The sequence below is a fragment of the Rhodanobacteraceae bacterium genome (assembly GCA_016713135.1).
GTDB lineage: Bacteria > Pseudomonadota > Gammaproteobacteria > Xanthomonadales > SZUA-5 > JADKFD01.
On record JADJPR010000002.1, the window covers coordinates 161,188 to 183,631 of the forward strand.

The window sequence follows — 22,444 nt, forward strand, 5'->3', positions numbered from 1 at the left end:
TTAAGTTGAAGACATTTCCGATGAATTTTGCGGCGAGGCAAGGCGAGAGGAGGGTGAAAGCCGGCGGCTTGCGCGGCATGCCGCGCGCCGGCTTGAACGCCCGCAACTGGTTGCGGGCGGGAACCGGAGGTCATAGCAGGGCTATGGCGACGACGAGCAACGCCGCATCGGCGCAAAAGGCGCGGAAATAATTCAAGGTAATTACGGAACACCACACTAGCGGCGAAGTCGCCGAAGGTCATGGCCTGCGCCCTGGCCAAGCCAACACCCGCTCGCCGCTCCGCATGAGCCCGGTCAGGGTCACCGAGTGGGAGTCGATGCTGCCCTTCATCGCCGCCTTCGGGAAGTCGCGTCCAGCGCCCGATCCGGGATCGAAGGCCGGTCGCGGATTGCTGCGGCTCAGCCCGGGGGCCAGCTCAGCTGGCGTCCGCCGAGCAGGTGCAGGTGCAGGTGGTAGACGGTCTGGCCGCCATCGCCGTTGGTGTTCATCACCATGCGGTAACCGGACTCGGCGATGCCCACCTGGCGCGCATAGGCGCGCGCCGCCAGCACCACGCGGCCGACCAGTTCCGCTTGGTCGTCCCCCAGCGCATCGGTGTTGGCCACCGCCAGCTTGGGCACGAACAGCACATGCACCGGCGCCTGCGGATTGATGTCCTTGAATCCGAGCACATGCTCGTCCTCGTAGACGATCTGGGCCGGAATTTCGCGATTGATGATCTTGGCGAAGAGGGTCATGGGGGAGCAGTGAAAAGTGAAAGGTAAAAAGTGAAAGGGAAAGCCGGTACTCGAAGGCTACGCTCTTCTTTCACTTTTCACTTTTCACTTTTCACTCCCCGTCACACCTTGTGGCGCCCACTGAACGCATGCGCCAGGGTGGAGCGGTCGATGTATTCCAGTTCGCCGCCGACCGGCACGCCGTGGGCGATGCGGCTGGCGCTGATGCCGGCGGCGCGGGCGATCTCCGCGAGGTAGTGGGCGGTGGCCTCGCCCTCGACAGTCGGGTTGGTGGCGACGATCAGCTCGCGCACCTGGCCTTCGGCGAGGCGATCGGCGAGCTGATCCAGGCCGAGTTCGCGCGGGCCGCGGCCGTCCAGCGGCGACAGCCGCCCATGCAGCACGAAGTAGCGCCCGCGGTAACCGGTGGCCTGCTCGATCGCCATCAGGTCAGCCGGGCTCTCGACTACGCACAGGTGTTCGTCGTCGCGACCCGGCGCACGGCACAGCGCGCACTCGGCGTCCTCGGTGAAGGTGCGGCAGCGCGCGCAGCGGCCGATGCGATCGGCCGCCGTGGTGAGCTTCTCGGCCAGCCGCCGCGCGCCCGCACGGTCGCGTTCGAGCAGGTGGAAGGCCATGCGCTGGGCGCTCTTGGCACCCACGCCGGGCAGGCAGCGCAGCGCCTGCACCAGCTCATCCAACAATGGACTCATCTCAGAACGGCAGCTTGAAACCCGGCGGCAGGTTCATCCCGCCGGTGACCTTGGCCATCCGCGAGGACGACATCTCGCCGACCTTGTTGACCGCGTCGTTGACCGCCGCGGCGACCAGGTCTTCCAGCATTTCCGGATCGTCCTTGAGCAACTGCGGGTCGATGCGCACCCGGCGCACCTCGTGGCGGCCGCTCATGGTCACCACCACCATGTTGCCGCCGGCAGAACCCAGCACCTCGGCGCTTTCGAGTTCCTTCTGCGCCTGTGCCATCTGCTTCTGCAGCTCTTCCTGCATCTTCTGGGCCTGCTGCAGGATATTGCCCAATCCACCGCGCATATCAGTGCTCCGTGTTCAATCGACTTGCAGCGAACCCGGCACCGGGCGGGCGCCGAACTCGCGGGTAAGGGACTGCAGACCGGGGTCTGCCATCAAGGTCTGCTCGGCCGCCGCGACGCGCTCGCTGCGGGCGCGCGAGTTGCGCTCGGCCATGGTCTCGCCATCCAGCGTGCGCATCACGATATCGAGTTCGCAGGCGCCGCCGAGCACGCCCTTGAGCGCGTCCTCCAGACCACGCCGCGCGAACGGCGAGTTCAGGCTTTCCAGGCGCGGCTCCAGCGCCAGCTTCCAGCGCGCGCCCTGCCCTTCGATCGGCTTGAGCTGGCTTGCCAGCTCGCGCGAGGGACCGCGCAGCTCGGCGCGTTCGAGCAGTTCGAACCAGGCGGCGGCGCCGGGTGCGGCGGGCTGAGCTGCTGGTGCGGGTGTTGGTGTTGGTGTTGGTGTTGGTGCGGGTGTTGGTGTTGGTGTTGGCGCGATCGACGACACTGCGCGCGGGGCGGGTGCCGGGGCTGGCATCGGGCGCACCGGTGCGGCGGCGGGCGCGGGCGCCGGGCGCGCGGAGGCGGGTGGCGCCAGCTGCGCGCCGTCGCCGCCGGCTGGCTTGAAGGCCATCAGGCGCAGCAGCGCCATCTCGAAGCCGGTGCGCTGGTCGGGCGCGAGGTCGATGTCGCGGCGTGCCATCAAGGTCAGCTGGTAATACAGCTGCACATCCTCGGGCGTCAGGCCCTCGGCCAGACGCAGCAGGGTCGCGTCGTCGACCAGCTCGGACTCGACGTCATCGCCCAGCACCTGGCGCGCGGCGATGTCATGCCACAGCACCAGCAGTTCGCCGAGCAGGCCGGCGTAGTCGACCGACAGCTCGCCGATGCGCTTCAGCTCGATCCGCAGCGCCGCGCGGTCCCCGGTCATGAGCGCATTGGCCAGCGTGGCCAAGGCGCGGCGGTCGATGGTGCCGAGCATCGCCAGCACATCGTCGTGGCGCACCGTGCCACTGCCGAAGGCGAGTGCCTGGTCGAGCAGCGACAGCCCGTCGCGCAGGCTGCCATCGGCCGCGCGCGACAGCGCCGAGAGCGCCGGCAACTCGTAGCTCACGCCCTCGGCATCCAGGATGTGGCGCATCTGGTTCTCGATTTCCGTCCGCTCCAGCCGCTTCAGGCTGAACTGCAGGCAGCGCGAAAGCACCGTCACCGGCAGCTTCTGCGGATCGGTGGTGGCGAGCAGGAACTTGACGTGCGGCGGCGGCTCTTCCAGCGTCTTCAGCAGCGCATTGAAGCTGTGCGTCGACAGCATGTGCACTTCGTCGATCAGGTAGACCTTGTAGCGCCCGCGGCTGGGCGCATAGATCACGTTGTCGAGCAGTTCGCGGGTGTCGTCCACCTTGGTGCGTGAGGCCGCATCGATCTCCAGCAGGTCGACGAAGCGGCCTGCGTCGATGTCAAGGCAAGCCGAGCACTTGCCGCAAGGCTCGGCGCTGACGCCGACCTCGCAGTTGAGCGCCTTGGCCAGGATGCGCGCGATGGTGGTCTTGCCGACGCCACGGGTGCCGGTGAACAGAAAGGCGTGATGCAGCCGGCCGGTCTCGATGCCGTTGACCAGCGCGCGCACCACATGCTGCTGCCCGACCAGTTCGGCAAAGCGACGCGGGCGCCATTTGCGCGCCAGGACCAGGTAGCTCATCGGGACAGCGGACTCCAGCAACGGAAGGCGGATGATGCCGCTTTTGGCGGGCCGAGAGGAGTTCGGGGCAGGGTGGCGCGCGCCGAGATGCTGAACCCGTCAGCTGGTTGTTGGTTGTTGGTTGTCGGTTGTTGGCGGCGAAGCTCGCATGCCGCGAGACCTGCGGGAGCCGACACTGTCGGCGATCTCTTCCCGCGGCCGCCGGCAGAAGTTCGCGGCTGAAGCCGCTCCCACCGGGTATCGGCCCAGGGGCCGTTGCTGCCGACAACCGGCAACCGGCGACAGGACTCGTCAGAAAGGGTGGCGGCCCCTGCCAGCCACACCCCGGCGCCCGCTCGAACCGCGACCGTTGCTCCCTTCCGGGCCTGGCGGGGTTGACGGCCTTGCGACGCGGGGGGACCGACAGGGACCGCCGCAGAACTGTGCAGCGGCCCGGAAGCCGTTGCGAATCGAGTGGCGGAGAGAGAGGGATTCGAACCCTCGAAGCGGGGTTTAGCCGCTTACACACTTTCCAGGCGTGCTCCTTCAACCGCTCGGACATCTCTCCACTCGAACACCCACCCGCGACACCAGCATCCTGCCAGCACCTCGGGTAGCCCGCGATCATAGCGCAGGGCGGGCGGGCGGCTCAACCCGGCGTGGTTCTGGGTTCTGGGTTGTGAGTTGTGGGCAGCAAGATCAAGTGCGGAAAGCAGGAATCCGCGACATCCTGCCGCCCACAACCCACAACTCACAACTCACAACCCGCTTCAGGGCAGCGGATGCAACCACTCCGGCCCGCCATCGCGGTAGTGCTCGTGCTTCCAGATCGGCACGCGGGCTTTCAGGGTGTCGATCACGCCTTCGCAGCCGGCGAAGGCGGCGGCGCGGTGGGGCGAGCTGACGCCGATCCACACCGCGAGTTCGCCGAGTTGCACGTTGCCGGTGCGGTGGACCACCAGCACTTCGGCCAGGCCATGCGCGGCGGCTTGTTCGCGGGCGACGGCGAGGCCTTCGGCGATGGCGACCGGAGCGTAGGCCTCGTAGACGATGCGGTCCACCGGGCGGCCGCGGTTGTGGTCGCGCACGCGGCCTTCGAAAGTGACCACCGCGCCGCAGGCTGACTGCGACAAGCGCCTACGCAGCGCGTCGGGGTCGATGGGCTGGTCGGTCAGTTCGAATTCGATCATGGACTTGGACTCAACATGCCAGCGGTCTTCAGCCGCCCGAGAACGGCGGCAGGAACACCACCTCGTCGCCATCCTTCAGCGCATGGCCCCATGGCACCAGCGCGTCATTGACGGCGACCCGCACGGCGGATTCCGTGAAGCTCCAGCCGTGGCGTTGCTGCAGCGAGCGGTACAACGCGGCCAGGTCGCCGTCGTCCACCTCGAACGTTTCCTGGTCCACGCCCGCGGCGGTGCGCAGCGCGGCGAAGTGGCGCACGCGCACCCGCATCAGGTCGCCTCCGTTTCGCGGCGGAAGTCGCGCTTGCCGCCGGATTTCTCGACCAGCCGCAGGCGCCGGATCTCGATCTCGGGCGAGAGCGCCTTGCACATGTCGTAAACCGCCAGCGCGGCCACCGCGGCGCCGGTCATCGCCTCCATCTCGGCGCCGGTCTTCGCCGACAGGCGCACGCTACAGCGCACGCGCCAGACGCCCTCGCCCCGCGGCTCGATCTCGATTTCGCAGTCGTCCAGCGACAGCGGATGGCAGAAGGGGATCAGCGTCGCGGTCTGCTTCGCGCCCATGACGCCGGCGATGATCGCGGTGGCGATCACCGGGCCCTTGGCCACCGCGAAGCCCTGCTCGCGCAGTTGCCGGTCGACCGCCGGCGGGAACGCGATCTCGGCCTCGGCGCGCGCGCGGCGCAGGCTTACCGGCTTGTCGCCGACATCGACCATCCGCGGCCGGCCGCTCTCATCGATGTGGGTCAGGCTCATCCGCCAATCCTGTACATTTCGACGCGCCCGTCGCGCGCCTGTTCGCTGGGTTGCCGTTCTTCGCTGTAGCGGTCGATGCGCGCGCGCCAGACCGCGCTGATCGCCTCGCGCAGCGCCGCATCGCTGGCGCCGCCACGCAGCAGGGTGCGCAAATCACGCCCGCTGCGGCCGAACAGGCAGGTGTAGAGCTGGCCGTCGGCTGACAGCCGCGCGCGCGTGCAGTCGCCGCAGAAGGGCTGGCTGACCGAGGAGATGAATCCCACCTCGCCGGCGCCATCGACGAAACGGTAGCGCTCGGCTACTTCGCCGCGGTAGGCCGACTGCAGCGGCTCAAGCGGGTAGCGCGCCTGGATCCGCGCGAGCAACTCGCGCGAGGGCACCGCCGCCGCCATCTGCCAGCGGTTGCAGGTACCGACATCCATGTATTCGATGAAGCGCGGCAGGTAGCCGTGCACGCGGCAGTACTCGACCAGCGGCAGCACCTCGGACTCGTTGCCGCCGCGCTGCACCACGCAGTTGATCTTGATCGGGGCCAGCCCCGCACGCGCCGCTTGCTGCAGCCCGGCGAGCACTTCCTCGACATGCCCGCGATCCCCGCTCATGACCCGGAAGACCTTGGGATCCAGTGCATCCAGGCTGACCGTGATGCGCTTGAGGCCGGCCGCCGCGAGCGCCGCGGCATCGCGCGCCAGCAGCACGCCATTGCTGGTCAGCGCCAGGTCCGGCGGGCCGGGCAGCGCCGCCAGCCGGGCGATGATCTCGGGCAGGTCGCGGCGCAGCAGCGGCTCGCCGCCAGTGACGCGGATCTTGCGCACGCCCAGATCGACAAACACCGCCGCCAGCCGCGCAATCTCCTCGGGCGTCAGCCGCTCGGCGGCGGCGAGGAAAGCGTGGTCGCGCGGATAGCGGTCCTCCGGCATGCAGTAGGGGCAGCGGAAGTTGCAGCGATCGATCACCGAGATGCGCAGGTCCATCAATGGACGCTGCAGACGGTCGACGAGTACGGATCCGGAAGCGCTCACGCGCCGCTCCAGGCCGACCACGTCGAGGCCAGTGCGTCGTCGTTGGGCGGCGGCAGCGGGTACACCGCGCCCGGCGTGGCCACACGGTAACCGCCCTCGCGCAGCAGCGCGGCAGCCGGCTCATCGGCGTAGTGGTAGAGCACCAGCCGCGCGCGGATCGCCGCGCCGTACTCGCGTTCAGGTCATCGAGTCCCGTGTGCGAGGGATTCGCCACCGGCGTGCAGTCGTGGAAGATGGTTTCGCCGTGGCGCGCATGGCGCTGCAGCCACTCGGGGATCGGCCGGGTGTCGCCGGTGTAGAGAAAGCTGCCTGCCAGCGCGACCCCGTAGGCACTCTCCGGCGCGTGATGGCGCACCGGGAAAACGTTGAAGCGCATCCCGGCGTGCCAGAAGGCATCGCTGACCGGAATCAGCTGGAACACGTCCCAGAAATTGCGCCCACCCTCGGCCACCCAGTTCGGGAAATCGGCGATGCGCCGCTGCAGCAGCGGCACCACCGTCGCCGGCACATAGATCCGCGGCAGCGCAGGTTCGGGCACGAAGGCCAGGCGATAGAACCAGGTCTCGAAGTCGCCGATGTGGTCGAGGTGCGTGTGGGTGACGAAGGCCGCGCGCGGCAAGTCGCCGTAGACATCGCGGTAGCGGTCCAGCGCGCCGATGCCGGCGTCGATCAGCAGCAGCGGCTGGTCGCCGCGCTGCAGCACCGCGCTGGAACAGCCGAGCGCGCTGGCCTGCGCGCTGCCGACGCCGAGGAAGCGCAGCGACAGGGTCGAGGCGTTGGAATCAGGAGCACTCATCCGGTCACGCTAGCATGCGCGGCCAGCAGTTGCTGCCACCCGGCGCGGGCATCGGCGGCCTCGGCGCGCGCGCCGTAGAGTTTGCGCAGCGAGCGCTGCAGGCGCGCCAGCACCTCGGCACTCCACCCTGCCGGGTCACGCTGGCGTCCGCGGTCCCAGTCGATCACCCAGACCGCGCCATGCGCGTCCAGCAACAGGTTGTGCGCGTTGAGATCGGCATGCTGGAAGCCGCTGGCATGCACCTGGCCGAGCGTACTGCCGAGGCGGGTCCAGTCGATCGCCGTCCAGTCCGCCGTCGCGGCCAGCCGCGCCGACAGGGTTTCGGCCGCCGCGATCTGCGCCATCAACAAATCGCCGGTGTAGAAGGCGCCGCGGCGCCTGACCTCGGCCGCCAACGGCCGCGGCACCGGCAGCCCGGCGGCGACGGCCGCGGCGAGCAGGCGGAACTCGCGCAGCGGCCGCGCGCTGGCAGTCCCGGTCCAGACGTAGCTGTCCTTGAGCACCCGCGCAACCGCCCCGCCTCGGCGATAGCGGCGCAGCACGGCCGCGCCAAAGGGTGCATCGATGGCATAGGTGGCGCCGCGCCCCTTGTCGAGCACCCGGCGCTGCGGCCAGTGGGCCGGGTCGAACCAGGCGGCAGCGGGCGGCGGCAGGCGCGCAGCATCGTAGATGACGACACGGTCGCCATCGGTCAGCATCTGCGCCTGGATCGCCCTTTCGATCACCCGCCCGTCCCTCCTCCACAGCCCACAGCATAGCCGTGAACCCCGATTCCCCATCCGTCTGCCTGCTGCGCCTGTCGGCGCTGGGCGACGTCAGCCATGTGCTGCCGCTGGTCCACGCCTTCCGCCAGCAGCAGCCGCAGACCCGGCTCAGCTGGATCATCGGCGCCGGCGAGGCGCAGCTGATGGCGGGGCTCGAAGGCGTCGAGCTGCTGCCGTACCGCAAGAAGGATGGCTGGGCCGGCACCCGCAAGCTCTGGCAGCAGCTGCGCGGGCGGCGCTTCGACGCCTTGCTGCTGATGCAGCTGGCGCTGCGCGCGAACGCGATCAGCGTTGGCGTGCGCGCCGCCCGGCGCATCGGCTACGACCGCATGCGCTCGCGCGAGGGCCACGGGATGTTCATCCGCGAGCGCATCCCGGAACACGGCTACAGCCATGTGCTGGAAACCCTGTGCCGCTTCGGCGAGCCGCTCGGCGTGCGCGTCGATGAGCTGGTGTGGCCCTTCGCGATCCCCGACGAGGCCCACGCATTCGCCGAGCGCATGCTGCCGCCGGATGCGCCGCTGCTCGGCATCAGCGCGTGTTCCAGCCATTTGCAGCGCTCCTGGCACGCGCAGGGCTATGCCGAACTGGCGCGCCACGCGCACCGTCGCCACGGCATGCGCGTGGTCCTGCTCGGCGGGCGCAGCGAGGCCGAGCGCGCGATGGCCGACCGGATCCAGGCGCTCGCGCCGGACGCGCACTGCGTCGACCTGGTCGGCAAGGACACCCTGAAACAGATGCTGGCGCTGCTGCAGCGACTCACGGTCCTGGTGTCCCCGGATGCTGGTCCGGCGCACCTGGCCAGTGCGCTCGGCGTGCCGGTGATCGGCCTGCACGCGGCCACCGACCCGCGCCGCAGCGGGCCCTACCGCAGCCTGCAGTGGTGCGTGAACCGCTTCCCCGAGTTGGTGCGCAAGGCGCGCGGGATCGAAGACCTGTCGCAAGTGCGGTGGAGTACGCGCATCGAGTACGACGGGGTCATGGACCGGATCCAGATCGACGAGGTGCTGGCCACGCTCGACCGCCTGCTGGCCACGCCGGCGGCCGGGCGGCTGGCGCCGGCGCGCTTGCGGCGCGGCTGAGCGGACGCTTCCACGCCGGCGGATTCATTCGAGTCCGTTCTGCCGGAGTGAAGGCACGCCGAACTGGACAACCGCGGCGGCGATTCAGGCAGCCGGCCGCACCGGCGCCAGCCGCGCAGCTTCGTCCTCGGCGTAGATCCGCGAGCGCACCAGGAAACGCACACCCTCGCCGTTCTCGAGCGAGAACATGCCGCCGCGGCCTTCCACCACGTCGATGATGAGCTGGGTGTGCTTCCAGTACTCGAACTGCGGACGGCTGATGTAGAACGGCGCGCCGCCAATCTCGCCGAGATGGATGTCGCCCTCGCCGACGAGGAATTCGCCCTGCGAGTAGCACATCGGCGACGAGCCATCGCAGCAGCCGCCCGACTGGTGGAACATCAGCGCGCCGTGGCGCTGGCGCAGCCGGTCGATCAGTGCCAGCGCCGCCAGCGTGGGAACGACGCGCGGAACCAGTTCCATCGGAGTCTCCATGGGCGCCGCGGCCCGAGTCCGGGCCGCGGGCCGGTCCTGGCTCAGAAGAAGCCGAGCGCCTTGGGCGAGTAGCTGACCAGCAGGTTCTTGGTCTGCTGGTAGTGGTCGAGCATCTTGCTGTGGTTCTCGCGACCGATGCCCGACTGCTTGTAGCCGCCGAAGGCCGCATGCGCCGGGTAGGCGTGGTAACAGTTGGTCCAGACGCGGCCGGCCTGGATCGCGCGGCCCATGCGGTACAGCCGGTTGGCATCGCGGCTCCACACGCCAGCGCCCAGGCCATACAGCGTGTCGTTGGCGATGGCCAGCGCCTCGGCCTCGTCCTTGAAGGTGGTGACCGACACCACCGGCCCGAAGATCTCCTCCTGGAAGATGCGCATGCGGTTGTGGCCGCGGAACACGGTGGGTTTGACGTAGTAGCCGCCCGCGAGGTCTCCCGACAGATGGTTGCGCTCGCCACCGATCAGCACCTCGGCCCCTTCTTGGCGCCCGATGTCGACGTAGCTCAGGATCTTCTCCAGTTGCTCGCTGGAGGCCTGCGCGCCGACCATGGTGTTGGCGTCCAGCGGATTGCCCTGGCGGATCGCCGCGACGCGCTTGAGCGCGCGCTCCATGAAGCGGTCGTAGATCGATTCGTGGATCAGCGCGCGCGAGGGGCAGGTGCAGACTTCGCCCTGGTTGAAGGCGAACAGCACGAAGCCTTCGATCGCCTTGTCGAGGAAATCGTCGTCTTCCGCCATCACGTCGGCGAAGAAGATGTTGGGCGACTTGCCGCCGAGTTCCAGGGTCACCGGGATCAGGTTCTGGCTGGCGTACTGCATGATCAAGCGGCCGGTAGTGGTCTCGCCGGTGAAGGCGATCTTGGCGATCCGCGGGCTGGACGCCAACGGCTTGCCCGCCTCCAGGCCGAAACCGTTGACCACATTCAGCACACCCGGCGGCAGCAGGTCGGCGATCAGTTCGACCAGCACCAGGATGCTGGCGGGCGTCTGTTCCGCGGGCTTGAGCACCACGCAGTTGCCGGCGGCCAGCGCCGGCGCCAGCTTCCAGGTGGCCATCAGCAGCGGGAAGTTCCACGGGATGATCTGGCCGACCACGCCCAGCGGCTCATGGAAATGGTAGGCGATGGTGTCGTGGTCGATCTCGCTGATGCCGCCTTCCTGGGCGCGGATCACGCCGGCGAAATAGCGGAAGTGGTCGACCGCCAGGGGCACGTCGGCATTCAGGGTTTCGCGGATTGGCTTGCCGTTGTCCCAGCTCTCGGCGTAGGCCAGGCGCTCGCAGTTCTGCTCGATGCGGTCGGCGATGCGGTTGAGGATGTTCGCGCGCTCGGTCGCGGAGGTGCGGCCCCAGCGTTCGCGCGCCGCGTGCGCGGCGTCCAGCGCCAGTTCGACGTCTTCGCGGGTGGAGCGCGGGATCTGGGTGAACACCTGCCCGGTGACGGGCGTCAGGTTGTCGAAATACTGGCCACCCACCGGGGCGACCCACTGGCCGCCGATGAAATTGGCGTAGCGCGACTTGAAGACGGCGGACGGCGCGACGGCCTCCGGCTTGGCGATGGCGACCTGGCTCATGGGTTTCCTCCCTGGATTGCCGGCTGGATGCCGGATGCCCACGCCACTGCACAGCCAATGCCAACCCCATTGATGCTGCGGTGCACAGTCATTCAATTCATGCACTTGGAGCGTTTTCTGATGCATCGCAGGATCGACATCGCTTGCCAAGTGGGGCCTAGTGTGGTGTGTATCGGTACAGCAGTTGGCCAGGGTGTCGCAAAATGCGACAGGGAGGCTCGGGCATGACCACCGCAATGCACCAGCAGCGCACGGCGCAGGCGCGCGCGCAGTTCTTCGACCGCGACCGCGCACCGGGCAGCCTGCCCGAGCCGATCCTGGAATCCTGGCAGCGCTGCCGCCGCCTGGGACTGGCTGCCGAAGGCCGCCTGGCGGTGGAGCCCCTGCCGGATCCGCGGCTGCGCGAGTTGCGCGAACGCAACGAGTTGCTCCGGCGCGCCGCCCGCGCGGAGCTGGCGGCGCTGGCCGGCGAGGCTCGCGCCGCCACCAGCATCGTGCTGCTGACCGATGCCGATGGCTGGATCCTGGATGCCGCGGGAAGTCCGCAATTTCTCGACCGTGCCGGCCGCGTCGCGCTTATGCCGGGCGCCTGCTGGGGCGAGGGCACCACCGGGACCAATGCCATCGGCACCGCCATTGCCGCCGGCACCGCGGTGCGCGTACACGGCGGCGAGCATTACCTCGCCGCCAACCGCATCCTGTCGTGCACCGCGGCGCCGATCCACGATCCGGATGGCCGCCTGGCCGGCGTGCTGGACCTGTCCGGCGATGCCCAGATCGAACACCTGCACGCGCTGGGACTGGTGCGGCTGGCCGTGGCGCAGATCGAACATCGCTATTTCGACGCCAGCGTGGAGGGCTGCCAGGTGCTGCGCCTGCACCACGATCCGGCGCTGCTCGGCTCGGCCCACGAGGGCCTGCTCGGCTTTCGCGGCCAGCGGCTGGTGGCGGCCAGTTCCGCCGGGCTGCGCTTGTTCGGGCTGGAACGCAAGGACATCGGCCGCGTGCGCTGGAGCGAGCTGTTCGAGGACAGCCCGGAGGCGCTGCAACGCGCCGGCATGGCCAGCGACCGCCATGGCCGGATGTTGCATGCACGCCTGGACGACGCCGCCCCGCCGCGCCGCAGCGTGCGCCCGAGCACGGCGCCATCGCCCACTCCGGCATCCTCACCGGCATCCGGCGGCGAGATGCTGCTCGATGCCACCCTCGAGCACGCGCTGCGCCAGGCTCGGCGCGTGCTGGACGCCGGCCTCGCCGTGCTGCTGCAGGGCGAGACCGGCACCGGCAAGGAGTTGTTCGCGCGCGAGTTGCATCGGCGCAGCGCGCGCGCCGGGCGGCCGTTCGTGGCGGTGAACTGCGCGGCGCTGCCCGAGGGGCTGATCGAGGCCGAGTTGTTCGGCTACGAAGACGGCGCCTTCACCGGCGCGCGACGCCAGGGCAATCCGGGCCTGCTGCGCCAGGCCGATGGCGGCGTGCTCTTCCTTGACGAGATCGGCGACATGCCGCTGGCGCTACAACCGCGGCTGCTGCGCGTGCTGCAGGAGCGCGAACTGACGCCGCTGGGCGGCGGCCGCGCGGTCAGGCTTGATTTCGCGCTGGTCTGCGCATCGTTGCGCGATCTGTCGGCGCTGGTCCGCGAGGGCCGCTTCCGCGCCGATCTCTACTACCGCATCGCGCACCACGCGGTGGCGCTGCCTTCATTGGCCGCGCACGCCGACCGCCGCGCGCTGGTGCAGGCGCTGTGGCTGCGCACGGCCGGCGCGCGCACACTGGCGCCCGCGGCGCTCGACATCCTGGCGGCCTGCCCGTGGCCCGGCAACTATCGCCAGCTGGTGGCTTGCCTGGCCACCCTGGTTGCGCTCAGCGAGCCCGGCGATACCGTTGAAGCGGATGCCCTGCCCGCCTGGCTGCGCAGCGAAGCGGCGTCGCCGCCAGCGCCAGCCTCGGCGACCGGGCGCCTGGAGGAGATCGAGGAAGCCAGCATGCGCGCCGCGCTGGAGGCTTGCAGCGGCAACGTCAGCCGCGCCGCGCGCCAGCTCGGGATCAGCCGCAGCACGCTGTATCGCCGGCTTGGCGTGCCCGCCTGACCCACCTCAGTCGCGCGGCCGTCGCAGCGCCAGGTAGATGCAGACCACGCCACCGGCCAGGTAGATCGCCACCGATTGCCAGAACTGGCCAGGCTGCTCGGCGCGCACCACGTCGCGGCTGCTGCGCGAAACATCATGCTTGCCGGTGACGACCGAACGCCCCGCCACGGCCAGCGCAAAGGCACCGATCAGCAGCAGCGCCAGGCGCTGTCCTGTGCTGTGCCGGACCGGCTCGCGGGCCGGGCGCGGCTGACGCATGAACAACACGGCCGCGTAGATCCCGCAGGCCAGGGCGCCGGCGACGAGCAGCCCCGCGACCAGTCGCATCGCGCCGTCGGCGCCCGACTCGAACACGACCAGCGCCAGCACGAGCAGGAAGACCCCGAGTGCGGCGAGGGCAAAGGCAAGGACTCGCGATGGCTTGATGGCGGCTCTCCCGTTCCGGGACACGTGAGTCTCGCATCGCGGAGAGGTTGCGGCGAGTCCAGATTGGTGCGCTTGTTCGCGGATCGAACTGGAGTGCACGGGGGCACGAGGGCACGAGGGCACGAGGGCACGGAAGAGCCCGCTCGGCGCGAAGAAGTGCCTTTGCGTGCCCTCGTGCCCTCCTGCCCTCGTGCCCTCCTGCCATCCGAATTCAACACCTCTAAATCAAAATCCTACGGAATGTTCGGGCTCTTGACGCCCGTTCCGATATCGTCGCCGCCATCGCAGCCGCCCACAGACCCGCTTGGACCTTGCGCTCTTCGACTTCGACAGCACCATCACCACGCGCGACACCTTCGCCGAGTTCATCCGCTACGCCGCGCCGCGCTGGCGCGTGCCGTGGGGCGTGCCGCTGCTGGCGCCGTTGGCGCTGGGCTACCGCAAGGGCTGGGTGTCAGGTCACCTGATCCGCGCCAGCGCGGTGCGCGTGGGCCTGGGCGGAATGCCGCTGACGCACGCGCAGGCGCAAGGCGCGCGCTTCGCGGACGAGGTGCTGGCGACCATCGAACGGCCCGAGGTCATGGCCCGCATCGCATGGCACCGCGCGCGCGGCGACGAGATCTTGGTGGTCTCCGGCGCGCTCGACCTTTACCTCGCTCCCTGGTGCCGCCGCCACGGCCTGCGCTGGCTGTGCTCGGAACTGGAGGTCGCGAACGGGCGGCTCACCGGGCGCTACCGCGGCGAGCAGTGCGTCGCCGACGCCAAGCGCGAGCGCGTGCTCGCTGCGGTGGAACCCGGCGGCTATGGCGCGATCCACGCCTATGGCGACTCGCCCGACGACCACGCGATGCTGCGGATGGCGCAGCACGCCCATTATCGCGGCGAGCCGTGGGTGGATCCGCACCGCTAGCGGCAAGCCTCAGTGCGTCGCGGCGCGACCCTCGCGCACCAGCACGATGCGATCCCAACGCCAGGCCAGCTCGCGCAGCTCGGCCGGGGTGCCTTGCGGCCAGGACTTGCCGCGCAGCGCCTCGGTGTCGATCAGCGACAGCGGGTGCGTGGCGGCCAGCGGCAGCAGCGCGCTGGCGCCGAGTGCGGTGAAGGCTTCGGCGGCATCATAGGCTTGGGTGCGCGCGGACTCGTCCTCGACGAAGGGCAGCCAGCGGTTGACCGTGCCGCCGGCCACCAGCACCAGGATGTGCAGGCTGCGGCCGCCTTCGGATTCCGCCAGTTCGGAGGCGAGGTTGCCGATGTCGTGGACGCCCACCGGCGAGCGCCCGCGGCCAGCGTGGTAGGCGCCGAGCTTGAACAGCGCGCGCGGCGCCGCACCGGCACCGCGGTACCAGGCCATGAACTCGCGCTTCATCAGCAGCGCGCGGGCGTGGTTGGAAGCGTAGGGATCGGTCTGCTGGTCCTGGTAGATAGTAGTGCTGGCGGCCAGGTCTTCGAGCAGTTGCCAGCCGTCCGTGCCGCGCGCGTAGCCGTCGCGCAGCTCGCGCCACTCGTCGGGGGACAGGGCCAGCAGCGGCATGCGCGAGGGATCGTGCTGCGCCACCATCGCCTCGCCGGCCTCGACCACGCGCTTGCGGGCAGCCTCCAGCCGCTCGCGCGGCTCTCCGCGGGCGGCCTCGATCAGCGCGTCGAGGTGCAGGGCCGGTGACAGCACGAATTCCTGGTCGATGCCGACCAGATGCTGCGCCCCGTGCGCAACGAACAGCTCGGCCAGATCCACGTCCTCCTGCTGGTTCAGGAATGGCCAGGCGCCGGGATAGCGCTGGTTGAGCGCGTCGAAGCTGTCGCGGCCTGTCGCCAGCGCGGCGGCAATGCGCCGCGTGCTGTGCGGGCCGACCTCGACGATGAGCTTGCCGGGGGCTCGATCGTCGAGGCTGCGCACCAGCGCACCGCTGAACTCCGGCACATCGGCAAAGCCGTGATCTTCGCCGATCAACACGAAGCGCGCCTCGCCAGCGGCCTTGACCAGCCCGGCAGCGCCCGCGCCGGCCAGGCGCCCGTCTTTCAGTTCGATCGCTTGCTGCCGCGCCGACAGGTGCGCGCGCAGCGCCGCGTCATCGGCCCAGGCCAGGCTCGCGCAGGACAAGGACAGGGCCACCAGCCAGGTACGCATCGTCATCTCCATCGGGAACTGCGGCCACCATCGACGAAGCGCGCGACGGGTGCGAGCGGGATCGGCCTGAAACCGGATTTCGGCGGCGCGAAACCGGATCTCGCACCGGCGAATCAGCCGCAGCCGTCCAGCCAGTCGCGGAACAGACTGGCGCGTTCCTGGCTGACCACCGCGGGCGCCGCCAGCGGTGGCTTGAGGTCCACCTCCAGCCGGCCCTTGCTGCCGCGGTGGACCAGGCCGATCGCATCGATTTGCGCCAGCACCTGGCGGTTCAGGCGGAAGAAGCGCGCCGGCGGCAGCTGCCCTTCGAGTTCGTCGAGCGTCTGGTCCAGGGTGTAGCCGTGGCCCTCGCGCGTGACCAGGCGCACCACATGCTCCTTGACGAAATAGGCCACCTGGTCGACCGCGACCGCGCGCATCGCGCTGCCCTGCGACACCAGGAAGCGCTCGCGCCAGCGCTGCGCCGCGCGGAACTGCTCGGCCACCTGCGCCGCCGATGGCCGCGCGGCGGGCGTCCGGCCGCCCAGGCGGCGCCACTTCGCCAGCGCCAGCTCCAGGCGCTCGCGACGGATGGGCTTCAACAGGTAGTCCAGGCCGTAGACCTCGAAGGCGCGCAGCGCGTATTCGTCGTAGGCGGTGGTGAAGATCACCGGGGTGTCCGCCGGCAGCGCGTCGAACAGCTCGAAACACAACCCGTCGGCCAGGTGCACGTCGAGCATCACCAGCGCCGGCACGGGCGCCGCGGCCAGCCGTGCCAGCGCCGCGGCGACGGTGGCCAGCGGCGGCTCCTGCCGCAGCTCCGGCGCCAGCTCGCGCAGCAAACGCGCCAGGGCCTGCGCGGCGAGCGGTTCGTCCTCGATGATCAGCACATTCATGGTCGGGGATCCCGGGTGGATCGCAAGGGCATGGAGGGCAAGAAGGCACGAGGGCACGAAGGCACGAAACAGCCACTTCGGTGCGAAGGAGCGCTCTTTCGTGCCCTCGTGCCCTCATGCCCTCGTGCCCTCCGGTTCGATGCGCGAACTGGCGCGCCGGAGGCGACCGCAACTCCCGCCTGCGCACTCACGCCCGCGCCAGCCCCAGCCGCACGCGGAACTCGCCCCCAGCCTGCTCCACGCGCGGCGCCGGCAGCCCGAGCGCGGCGCAGCGCGCCGCGAGATTGCGCAGCCCCAGGCCCGCGCCCGGCTCGGCGCTGCGTCGCGGCTGCAAGGTGTTGGCGACCAGCACCCCGCCATCCGCGCGGACCAGGCGCACCCGCAGCGGCGCGTCGGGATCGACGCGGTTGTGACGCACCGCATTCTCGATCAGCAATTGCAGCGCCAGCAGCGGCAGGCGCTCGCCGGGTGCAGGGACGAGGTCGATCTCCACCGCCAGCGCCGAGCCATGGCGCGCGGACAGGATGCGCAGCCAGCCGCGCACGAAGTCCAGCTCCTGCGCCAGCGGCACCAGGTCCTGCGCGCCCTCGCGCAGCACGTAGCGCAGCACGTCCGACAGCTCCAGCACCAGCTCGCGCGCCCGCGCCGGATCCTGGTCGATCAGCGCGTGCAAGGCATTCAGGCTGTTGAACAGGAAATGCGGATTGAGCTGCGCCTTGAGCGCATCCAGTTCCGCACGCAGGGCCTGGCGCCGCGCGTCCTCGGCGGCGCGCTCGCTGCGGCGCCATTCTGCGAGCAGATCGAACACCAGCTGCTGCAGCGCCAGGCCGCCGCCAAAGGCCAGTGCCACCAGCAGCGTGAACGCCAGGTGCGGCCACGCAATCGTGTCATTCGATCCGGCCGCGATCTCGGCCAGCTTTGCGGGCAGATACAGCGCCAACAGCAATCCGGCCGACAGCAGCAGGCTCGTACCCAGTTGCAGCCCCAGGCGCAGGCCGAAGCGCTGCTGCCACGGCCAGCGCCGCTGCAGCCCGCGCGAGAGCCAGCGCAGCGCTTCGGCGAGCACGTAGACCAGCGCCAGGATCACGGCCACCAAGGCCAGCGAGAACCCGGGCGGCTGGTCGAACAACGCGGACACGTAAATGCCGGCCAGCACCGCACCGGCCAGCAGCGGCGGCATCAGTGCCCGCGCCAGCCATTCGCCGCGCTCGATGGTGAACTCGCGCTTCATGTGCCGATGCTGCACGCGCCCGGGCCGCGCGCCAAGGCTCGCCCGGCCGCATACGCCCGCCAGCGTTGCGGAAATGCCCGCACAGTCGGGCAAAATCGCATTCCCGTCGCGACCACCGGAGTGCTCTTGCGCCTGCCGCGCCCCGTCATCGTGGTGTGCCTGGTGATCCTGTCGACCCTCGCCTGGTCCACGGCGTCTGCCGCGACCATGCTGGAAGCGCGCTTCGCGCCGGACCTGCGCCGCTACGACAGCGACCAGGGGCTGCCGCAGAATTCGGTGACCGCCTTGCTGCGGGACCGCGCGGGCTATCTGTGGATCGGCACTTACGGCGGGCTGGTGCGCTACGACGGCCACAATTTCCGCAGCCATGCGAGCCATGCGACCGACGGCCCGCCAAGCGATCGGATCATCGCGCTGCTGGAGGATCCGCAGGGCCGGCTGTGGATCGCCACCGAAAATGCCGGAGTCGGGCGGCTGGATCCTGGCGAGCGCTTCCTGCGGCCGGAAGGCGGCTGCCAGGATGCCTGTCGCATGCGCCAGTTGATGCTGACCGGCGCGGGCGAGCTGGTGGCAGTGGGCGACCACGGGGCCTTCCGCCTGGACGAGCGCCTGCAGGCCCAGCCGATCCTGCCCGCCGGCCTGGACGCGGTCACCAGCGCGGCTGTCGATGCCCAGGGCGGCCTGTGGCTGACTGACCGCAAGCGCATCCTGCCGCCCGGCGCCTCGGCGCCCTTCGAACTGCCCGATGGCGGTGAGGTGCTGCGCCTGCTGGCCGACGCGCGTGGCGTCTGGGCCGCAAGCGCGCAGCTCTGGCGCCTGGACCCGCTGGCCGAGCCCCGACTCGCCTATCCGACGCAAGCGCTGCGGGTCCACAGCCTGACCGTCGATGCCGCGGGCGCGCACTGGATCGGCACCGAGTCGGAGGGCGTCTGGCGCGTCCCGGCCGGCAGCCAGACACCAGAGCCTGTGGACCTTGCCCCGGGCTTGCGCAATCCCGTGCTGCTGTCCGACGGCGAGGGCGCGATGTGGATCGGCGGCGATGGCCAGGGCCTGGCGCGCTGGAGCCCGTCGCAGGTCGGCGGCATCGGCGGTCCCGGCACGCCGCTGGCCGCGCCGACCATGGCGGTAATGCCGGGCGTCAGCGGCGACCTGTGGATCGGCGCCTTCTGCGGCGGCCTGTACCGCCAGCGGCCGCCGGCGCCGCTGCAGGTCTTCCAGTTGCCGGAAGTCGATGGCGCCTGCGTGTGGTCGCTGGTGCCCGACAGCGCGGCCGGCGTGATTGCCGGTCACGGCCGCGGCCGCATCGCCCACCTGGACGCCCAGGGGAAGGCCTTGCGCCGTTGGCGCCTGCCCGGCGAGCAGCGAATCCGCGCGCTCCACCTGGACGCCCTCGGGCAACTCTGGGCGGGCGGCTCGCAGGGCTTGTTCCGCGGTCCGCTGGCGGGCGCGCTGGAGGCGGTCCCCGGCTTTGGCCAGTCCGAGATCTCGACGATCCGCCCTGCGCGCGGCGGTGGGCTGTGGATCGGCAGCGATGCCGGGGTCGTGCTCTGGCGCGACGACCGCGCGCTGCGCAGCATCGGCAGCGCCGAGGGCCTGGGCAGCCGCTTCGTGCGCGCGGTCTACGAGGATCCGCGCGGCGTCTTGTGGATCGGCACCTACGGCGGCGGCCTGCACCGGGTGCAGGAAGGTCGCGTGCAGCGCTTCACCACCCGGGACGGACTGGCCGAGGACTTCGTGTCGTGCATCCTGGAGGACGGGCGCGGCCGGCTCTGGCTGGCCGGCAACCGCGGCCTGAGCAGCATCGACCGGGCCGCGCTGGACCAGTTCGAAGGTCGTTTGCTGAGCCCGACGCTGTACACCCGCCGCGATGGCATGCCGGTGTCCGAGACCAATGGCGGCGGCGCATCCGCCTGCGCCATCGACGCGCAGGGCCGGCTGCTGTTCGCGTTGATCTCCGGGGTGGCGGTGGTCGACCCCGCACGCATCGCACCGCGCACGCCGGTGCCCGGTCCGGCCGTGGACCTGGTCGAGGCGCGCATCGACGGCCGCACGCTGGACTGGCGCGCCGGGCTGACGATCGGCCCGGGCGAGGCCACCCTGGCGCTGCGCTATGCGGCGCCCAGCCTGTCGGGCGGCGAGCGCCTGCAGTTCCGCTATCGCCTCGACGGGCCGTGGATCGAGGTCGGCCACACGCGCGAGATCTTGCTCAGCGCCCTGCCCTTCGGCCAATGGCAACTGGAACTCGCCTCGCGCCTGGACGGCGGCCCGTGGACCACGACACCCACCCGGCTGGCGATCTCACGCCCGGCGCCCTGGCATGCCGACCTGCGCGTGCGCCTGGGCGCCGGCCTGCTGGCGCTGCTCGCGCTGGCGCTCGGCGTGCGCGCGCGCACCCTGGCGCTGCGCCAGCGCGCTGCGCGCCTGGACCAACTGGTGGCCGAGCGCACCGCCGCGCTGGCGGACGCCAATCGCCAGCTCGAAAGCCTGGCACGCACCGATCCGCTGACCGGCGTCGGCAATCGCCGCGGTTTCGTCGAGCACCTGGGGCATGACTGGCATGTCGCCGCGTACACGCGCCAGCCGCTGTCGCTGATCGCGCTGGATGTCGACAGCTTCAAGGCCTACAACGACCACTACGGTCATCCGGCCGGCGACGCCTGCCTGCAGCAGGTGGCTGGCATCCTGCGCGACCGGCTGGCGCAACTGCCCGTCTCCGGCGAGCGCCTGCTCGCGCGCACCGGCGGAGAGGAGTTCGCGGTGCTGCTGCGCGGCATGGGCGCGGCCGGCGCCGCTGCGCTGGCCGAAGCACTGCGCCAGTCCGTGGCCGAGCGCGCGATCCCGCATGCGCACTCGCCGGTCGCCGGCTACGTCACCATCAGTCTGGGCGTCGCCGGCGCGACGCCACAGGGTGACGATGACCCACAGTCGCTGATCGCGCGCGCCGATGCCGCGCTCTATCGCGCCAAGGCCGCCGGTCGCAACCGGGTGATCGCGGACGCGTAGCCCGGGGTACGCGCGCAGCGCGTTCCCCGGGTACTTGGCGACCCTGCTTGGACTGCGCCGACCGTCAGGCGCAAAGCCAAAAAGAGCCTGGAACGCAAAGGACGCAAAGACGGCAAAGGGCGCAAAGGAGAGCATCGAATTGAAGCGTCCTCGGCCAGGCCCAGACTCCCTCGGCTTCCTTGCTTGCTGCCCTTTGCGTCTTTGCGTCGAGGGCTCCTGATCCAGCTCCTCGGCCAGCGACTCAGCCCAGCGGGCGCACCCCGAACAGCCAGCCGTGCAGCCAGAAGGCGAACACCGCCCAGACCGCGGTGCCGATTGCCCAGGCGAGCGCATCACGCTGCCAGCCACGCGCCGGGTAGCCGCGTCCCAGGCGCCGGTCCTCGCGGCGCGAATGCACGTAGAGCAGCACCGCCCACAGCCCGAAACTGCCGAAAAGCACCACATCCGCGAGCATGCCGTTGGCCAGCAGGTGCGCCAGCGCCCAGACCTTGGTGCCGAGCACCATCGGGTGCCCGACGCGCGCCTTGAGCCAGGTGCGGGTCACGTACTTGGACGCCACCAGCAGGGCGAAGGCCGGAAGCATCAGCAGCGCCGCCAGGTGGCGCGTCCACAGCGGCGGCGCATACAGCAACACCGCCTCCGCGCGCGACTCGCGCCAGCCGATGACGATCAGCACCAGCCCGGCCAGCGAGAGCAGCGAATACACGCCCTTCCAGCCATTGGCGCCCAGCCGCGCGACCATCGCCGCGCGCCAGCCCGGCGCCAGCATCCCGAGCGAGTGCACGCCCAGGAACAGCAGCAAACCCACCACCAGCCAGATGCTCATCGTCCCGCCTCCTGCGCTTGCGCCCCGCGCCAGGCGCGGATCGCCGGCAGCAGCGCCTCGCGCCGCGCCAGGCTGTCGGCGCGCCAGACTGTTTTCGCGTCGTAGTACTCGTCGAAAGCCGGCGCGCCGGGCGGCAACTGCACCCAGGGCTGCTTGCTCGCCACGAAGATGTGCACATCCGGCGACAGCCGGTCCGGATCGTCCAGGGTGCCCACCCGCACGAACTTGAAGAAGGGCCCGCCGCCGCTGTAGTGACTCCACAGCGCCAGCCGGCACACCGGACACCGCGCGACCTGCTGCCCACGCCCGCTGGCCGAGGGTGTCAGCACCATCTCCGGCTCACCCGCGAGCGTCTCCACCCGATCGCTCTCGATCATCGCGTTCAGCGCGAAGGCACTGCCCGTCTCCCGCTGGCACCAGCGACAGTGGCAGCAGTGCACGATCAGCGGCGCGCCGGTCATGCGGTAGCGGATCGCGCGGCAGTCGCAGCCGCCGTCCAGCGTCAACATCCCATCGCCCATCTCCGCCTCCCTTCTGCCTGCCCATCCCCCAAGCATCCATCCGCACGGCCGCAAACGCCACTGCCGAATCCAGGCGCGCACCGCCAACGCCCAAGCGGCTATGATCCGCGGCGCCGAAGGGCCGCCAGAATTAGCGGCATACTTGCAGCACCGGAGGGATGGCAGAGCGGTTGATTGCACCGGTCTTGAAAACCGGCGGCCCCGAAAGTGGCCCGTGGGTTCGAATCCCACTCCCTCCGCCAAATCCGAGAGGGCGCGAGCGCAGCGAGTCCGCA

The 22,444-nt window shown here is 70.3% G+C and carries 21 protein-coding genes, 2 tRNA genes, 1 other RNA gene and 1 pseudogene; 5 read left to right on the top strand and 20 right to left on the bottom strand.

Going from position 1 to position 22,444, the window contains the following annotated elements; genetic code table 11:
• Window positions 1–399: 399 nt before the first annotated feature.
• From IPK27_02930 to IPK27_02985, 12 genes and pseudogenes are all read right to left on the bottom strand, one after another.
• A complete protein-coding gene (locus IPK27_02930) occupies window positions 400–738 on the bottom strand; it encodes a histidine triad nucleotide-binding protein (protein MBK8066608.1) in 339 nt (112 codons plus the stop codon).
• 101 nt (window positions 739–839) lie between these two features.
• Window positions 840–1,430: a recombination protein RecR gene (gene recR, locus IPK27_02935; GenBank protein MBK8066609.1), complete on the bottom strand. Its 591-nt coding sequence runs from the start codon at window positions 1,428–1,430 to the stop codon at window positions 840–842.
• Between the two features lies 1 nt (window position 1,431).
• A complete protein-coding gene (locus tag IPK27_02940; GenBank protein MBK8066610.1) occupies window positions 1,432–1,767 on the bottom strand; it encodes a YbaB/EbfC family nucleoid-associated protein in 336 nt (111 codons plus the stop codon).
• 15 nt (window positions 1,768–1,782) lie between these two features.
• The gene (gene dnaX, locus IPK27_02945) at window positions 1,783–3,444 is read right to left on the bottom strand and encodes a DNA polymerase III subunit gamma/tau (protein ID MBK8066611.1); all 1,662 of its coding nucleotides are present in this window, start codon (window positions 3,442–3,444) and stop codon (window positions 1,783–1,785) included.
• 308 nt (window positions 3,445–3,752) lie between these two features.
• An RNA gene (ffs, locus tag IPK27_02950) (signal recognition particle sRNA small type) lies at window positions 3,753–3,849 on the bottom strand.
• A gap of 49 nt (window positions 3,850–3,898) precedes the next feature.
• A tRNA-Ser gene (locus IPK27_02955) sits at window positions 3,899–3,991 on the bottom strand.
• Between the two features lie 202 nt (window positions 3,992–4,193).
• Window positions 4,194–4,613: a molybdenum cofactor biosynthesis protein MoaE gene (locus IPK27_02960; GenBank protein MBK8066612.1), complete on the bottom strand. Its 420-nt coding sequence runs from the start codon at window positions 4,611–4,613 to the stop codon at window positions 4,194–4,196.
• A 28-nt stretch (window positions 4,614–4,641) separates the two neighbouring features.
• The gene (locus tag IPK27_02965; GenBank protein ID MBK8066613.1) at window positions 4,642–4,881 is read right to left on the bottom strand and encodes a MoaD/ThiS family protein; all 240 of its coding nucleotides are present in this window, start codon (window positions 4,879–4,881) and stop codon (window positions 4,642–4,644) included.
• Window positions 4,881–5,366, bottom strand: a complete 486-nt coding sequence (gene moaC / locus IPK27_02970) for a cyclic pyranopterin monophosphate synthase MoaC (GenBank protein MBK8066614.1) — start codon at window positions 5,364–5,366, stop codon at window positions 4,881–4,883. The genes IPK27_02965 and moaC overlap by 1 nt, the downstream gene beginning before the upstream one ends.
• Window positions 5,363–6,388: a GTP 3',8-cyclase MoaA gene (gene moaA / locus IPK27_02975; protein ID MBK8066615.1), complete on the bottom strand. Its 1,026-nt coding sequence runs from the start codon at window positions 6,386–6,388 to the stop codon at window positions 5,363–5,365. The genes moaC and moaA overlap by 4 nt, the downstream gene beginning before the upstream one ends.
• Window positions 6,385–7,184: pseudogene (locus IPK27_02980) on the bottom strand (MBL fold metallo-hydrolase). The gene moaA and the pseudogene IPK27_02980 overlap by 4 nt, the downstream one beginning before the upstream one ends.
• Entirely contained in the window at window positions 7,181–7,909 is a 729-nt protein-coding gene (locus IPK27_02985) for a 3-deoxy-D-manno-octulosonic acid kinase (GenBank protein MBK8066616.1), read from the bottom strand. The pseudogene IPK27_02980 and the gene IPK27_02985 overlap by 4 nt, the downstream one beginning before the upstream one ends.
• 35 nt (window positions 7,910–7,944) lie before the next feature.
• Between IPK27_02985 and IPK27_02990 the strand changes: the two genes are divergently transcribed.
• Window positions 7,945–9,030, top strand: coding sequence for a glycosyltransferase family 9 protein (locus tag IPK27_02990; GenBank protein ID MBK8066617.1), 1,086 nt, complete (start codon window positions 7,945–7,947; stop codon window positions 9,028–9,030).
• 84 nt (window positions 9,031–9,114) lie between these two features.
• Here IPK27_02990 and IPK27_02995 read toward each other — a convergent pair whose 3' ends face one another.
• On the bottom strand, window positions 9,115–9,504 hold the full coding sequence (locus IPK27_02995) for a DUF779 domain-containing protein (protein ID MBK8066618.1): 390 nt from the start codon (window positions 9,502–9,504) through the stop codon (window positions 9,115–9,117).
• A gap of 41 nt (window positions 9,505–9,545) precedes the next feature.
• Window positions 9,546–11,075 (bottom strand): aldehyde dehydrogenase family protein, encoded by a 1,530-nt coding sequence (locus IPK27_03000; protein ID MBK8066619.1) that lies wholly within the window; start codon window positions 11,073–11,075, stop codon window positions 9,546–9,548.
• 224 nt (window positions 11,076–11,299) lie between these two features.
• Here IPK27_03000 and IPK27_03005 point away from each other — a divergent pair, with 224 nt between their 5' ends.
• Window positions 11,300–13,162, top strand: coding sequence for a sigma-54-dependent Fis family transcriptional regulator (locus tag IPK27_03005; protein MBK8066620.1), 1,863 nt, complete (start codon window positions 11,300–11,302; stop codon window positions 13,160–13,162).
• Window positions 13,163–13,168: 6 nt separating this feature from the next.
• On the opposite strand, the gene IPK27_03010 is transcribed toward IPK27_03005, so the two are convergent.
• Window positions 13,169–13,612 (bottom strand): hypothetical protein, encoded by a 444-nt coding sequence (locus IPK27_03010; GenBank protein ID MBK8066621.1) that lies wholly within the window; start codon window positions 13,610–13,612, stop codon window positions 13,169–13,171.
• A 280-nt stretch (window positions 13,613–13,892) separates the two neighbouring features.
• On the opposite strand from IPK27_03010, the gene IPK27_03015 reads away from it, so the two are divergent.
• Window positions 13,893–14,498: an HAD family hydrolase gene (locus IPK27_03015; GenBank protein MBK8066622.1), complete on the top strand. Its 606-nt coding sequence runs from the start codon at window positions 13,893–13,895 to the stop codon at window positions 14,496–14,498.
• Between the two features lie 9 nt (window positions 14,499–14,507).
• Here IPK27_03015 and IPK27_03020 read toward each other — a convergent pair whose 3' ends face one another.
• From IPK27_03020 to IPK27_03030, 3 genes are all read right to left on the bottom strand, one after another.
• On the bottom strand, window positions 14,508–15,713 hold the full coding sequence (locus IPK27_03020) for a hypothetical protein (GenBank protein ID MBK8066623.1): 1,206 nt from the start codon (window positions 15,711–15,713) through the stop codon (window positions 14,508–14,510).
• Between the two features lie 113 nt (window positions 15,714–15,826).
• Window positions 15,827–16,588: a response regulator transcription factor gene (locus tag IPK27_03025; protein MBK8066624.1), complete on the bottom strand. Its 762-nt coding sequence runs from the start codon at window positions 16,586–16,588 to the stop codon at window positions 15,827–15,829.
• A 187-nt stretch (window positions 16,589–16,775) separates the two neighbouring features.
• The gene (locus IPK27_03030) at window positions 16,776–17,819 is read right to left on the bottom strand and encodes a histidine kinase (protein ID MBK8066625.1); all 1,044 of its coding nucleotides are present in this window, start codon (window positions 17,817–17,819) and stop codon (window positions 16,776–16,778) included.
• A 126-nt stretch (window positions 17,820–17,945) separates the two neighbouring features.
• Between IPK27_03030 and IPK27_03035 the strand changes: the two genes are divergently transcribed.
• Window positions 17,946–20,822, top strand: a complete 2,877-nt coding sequence (locus IPK27_03035; GenBank protein MBK8066626.1) for a diguanylate cyclase — start codon at window positions 17,946–17,948, stop codon at window positions 20,820–20,822.
• A gap of 241 nt (window positions 20,823–21,063) precedes the next feature.
• Here the strand turns inward: IPK27_03035 and IPK27_03040 are convergent, their stop codons facing one another.
• Together IPK27_03040 and IPK27_03045 are read right to left on the bottom strand one after the other, a co-directional pair.
• Window positions 21,064–21,648 (bottom strand): NnrU family protein, encoded by a 585-nt coding sequence (locus IPK27_03040; GenBank protein ID MBK8066627.1) that lies wholly within the window; start codon window positions 21,646–21,648, stop codon window positions 21,064–21,066.
• Window positions 21,645–22,169, bottom strand: a complete 525-nt coding sequence (locus IPK27_03045) for a GFA family protein (GenBank protein ID MBK8066628.1) — start codon at window positions 22,167–22,169, stop codon at window positions 21,645–21,647. The genes IPK27_03040 and IPK27_03045 overlap by 4 nt, the downstream gene beginning before the upstream one ends.
• A 152-nt stretch (window positions 22,170–22,321) precedes the next feature.
• On the opposite strand from IPK27_03045, the gene IPK27_03050 reads away from it, so the two are divergent.
• Window positions 22,322–22,411, top strand: a tRNA-Ser gene (locus tag IPK27_03050).
• The last annotated feature ends 33 nt before the right edge of the window (window positions 22,412–22,444 follow it).

Coding starts and splice junctions, on each gene's coding strand:
- IPK27_02930 (MBK8066608.1), bottom strand. CDS start 738: ATGACCCTCTTCGCCAAGATCATCAATCGCGAAATTCCGGCCCAGATC.
- recR (MBK8066609.1), bottom strand. CDS start 1,430: ATGAGTCCATTGTTGGATGAGCTGGTGCAGGCGCTGCGCTGCCTGCCC.
- IPK27_02940 (MBK8066610.1), bottom strand. CDS start 1,767: ATGCGCGGTGGATTGGGCAATATCCTGCAGCAGGCCCAGAAGATGCAG.
- dnaX (MBK8066611.1), bottom strand. CDS start 3,444: ATGAGCTACCTGGTCCTGGCGCGCAAATGGCGCCCGCGTCGCTTTGCC.
- IPK27_02960 (MBK8066612.1), bottom strand. CDS start 4,613: ATGATCGAATTCGAACTGACCGACCAGCCCATCGACCCCGACGCGCTG.
- IPK27_02965 (MBK8066613.1), bottom strand. CDS start 4,881: ATGCGGGTGCGCGTGCGCCACTTCGCCGCGCTGCGCACCGCCGCGGGC.
- moaC (MBK8066614.1), bottom strand. CDS start 5,366: ATGAGCCTGACCCACATCGATGAGAGCGGCCGGCCGCGGATGGTCGAT.
- IPK27_02995 (MBK8066618.1), bottom strand. CDS start 9,504: ATGGAGACTCCGATGGAACTGGTTCCGCGCGTCGTTCCCACGCTGGCG.
- IPK27_03000 (MBK8066619.1), bottom strand. CDS start 11,075: ATGAGCCAGGTCGCCATCGCCAAGCCGGAGGCCGTCGCGCCGTCCGCC.
- IPK27_03005 (MBK8066620.1), top strand. CDS start 11,300: ATGACCACCGCAATGCACCAGCAGCGCACGGCGCAGGCGCGCGCGCAG.
- IPK27_03020 (MBK8066623.1), bottom strand. CDS start 15,713: ATGCGTACCTGGCTGGTGGCCCTGTCCTTGTCCTGCGCGAGCCTGGCC.
- IPK27_03025 (MBK8066624.1), bottom strand. CDS start 16,588: ATGAATGTGCTGATCATCGAGGACGAACCGCTCGCCGCGCAGGCCCTG.
- IPK27_03030 (MBK8066625.1), bottom strand. CDS start 17,819: ATGAAGCGCGAGTTCACCATCGAGCGCGGCGAATGGCTGGCGCGGGCA.
- IPK27_03040 (MBK8066627.1), bottom strand. CDS start 21,648: ATGAGCATCTGGCTGGTGGTGGGTTTGCTGCTGTTCCTGGGCGTGCAC.
- IPK27_03045 (MBK8066628.1), bottom strand. CDS start 22,169: ATGGGCGATGGGATGTTGACGCTGGACGGCGGCTGCGACTGCCGCGCG.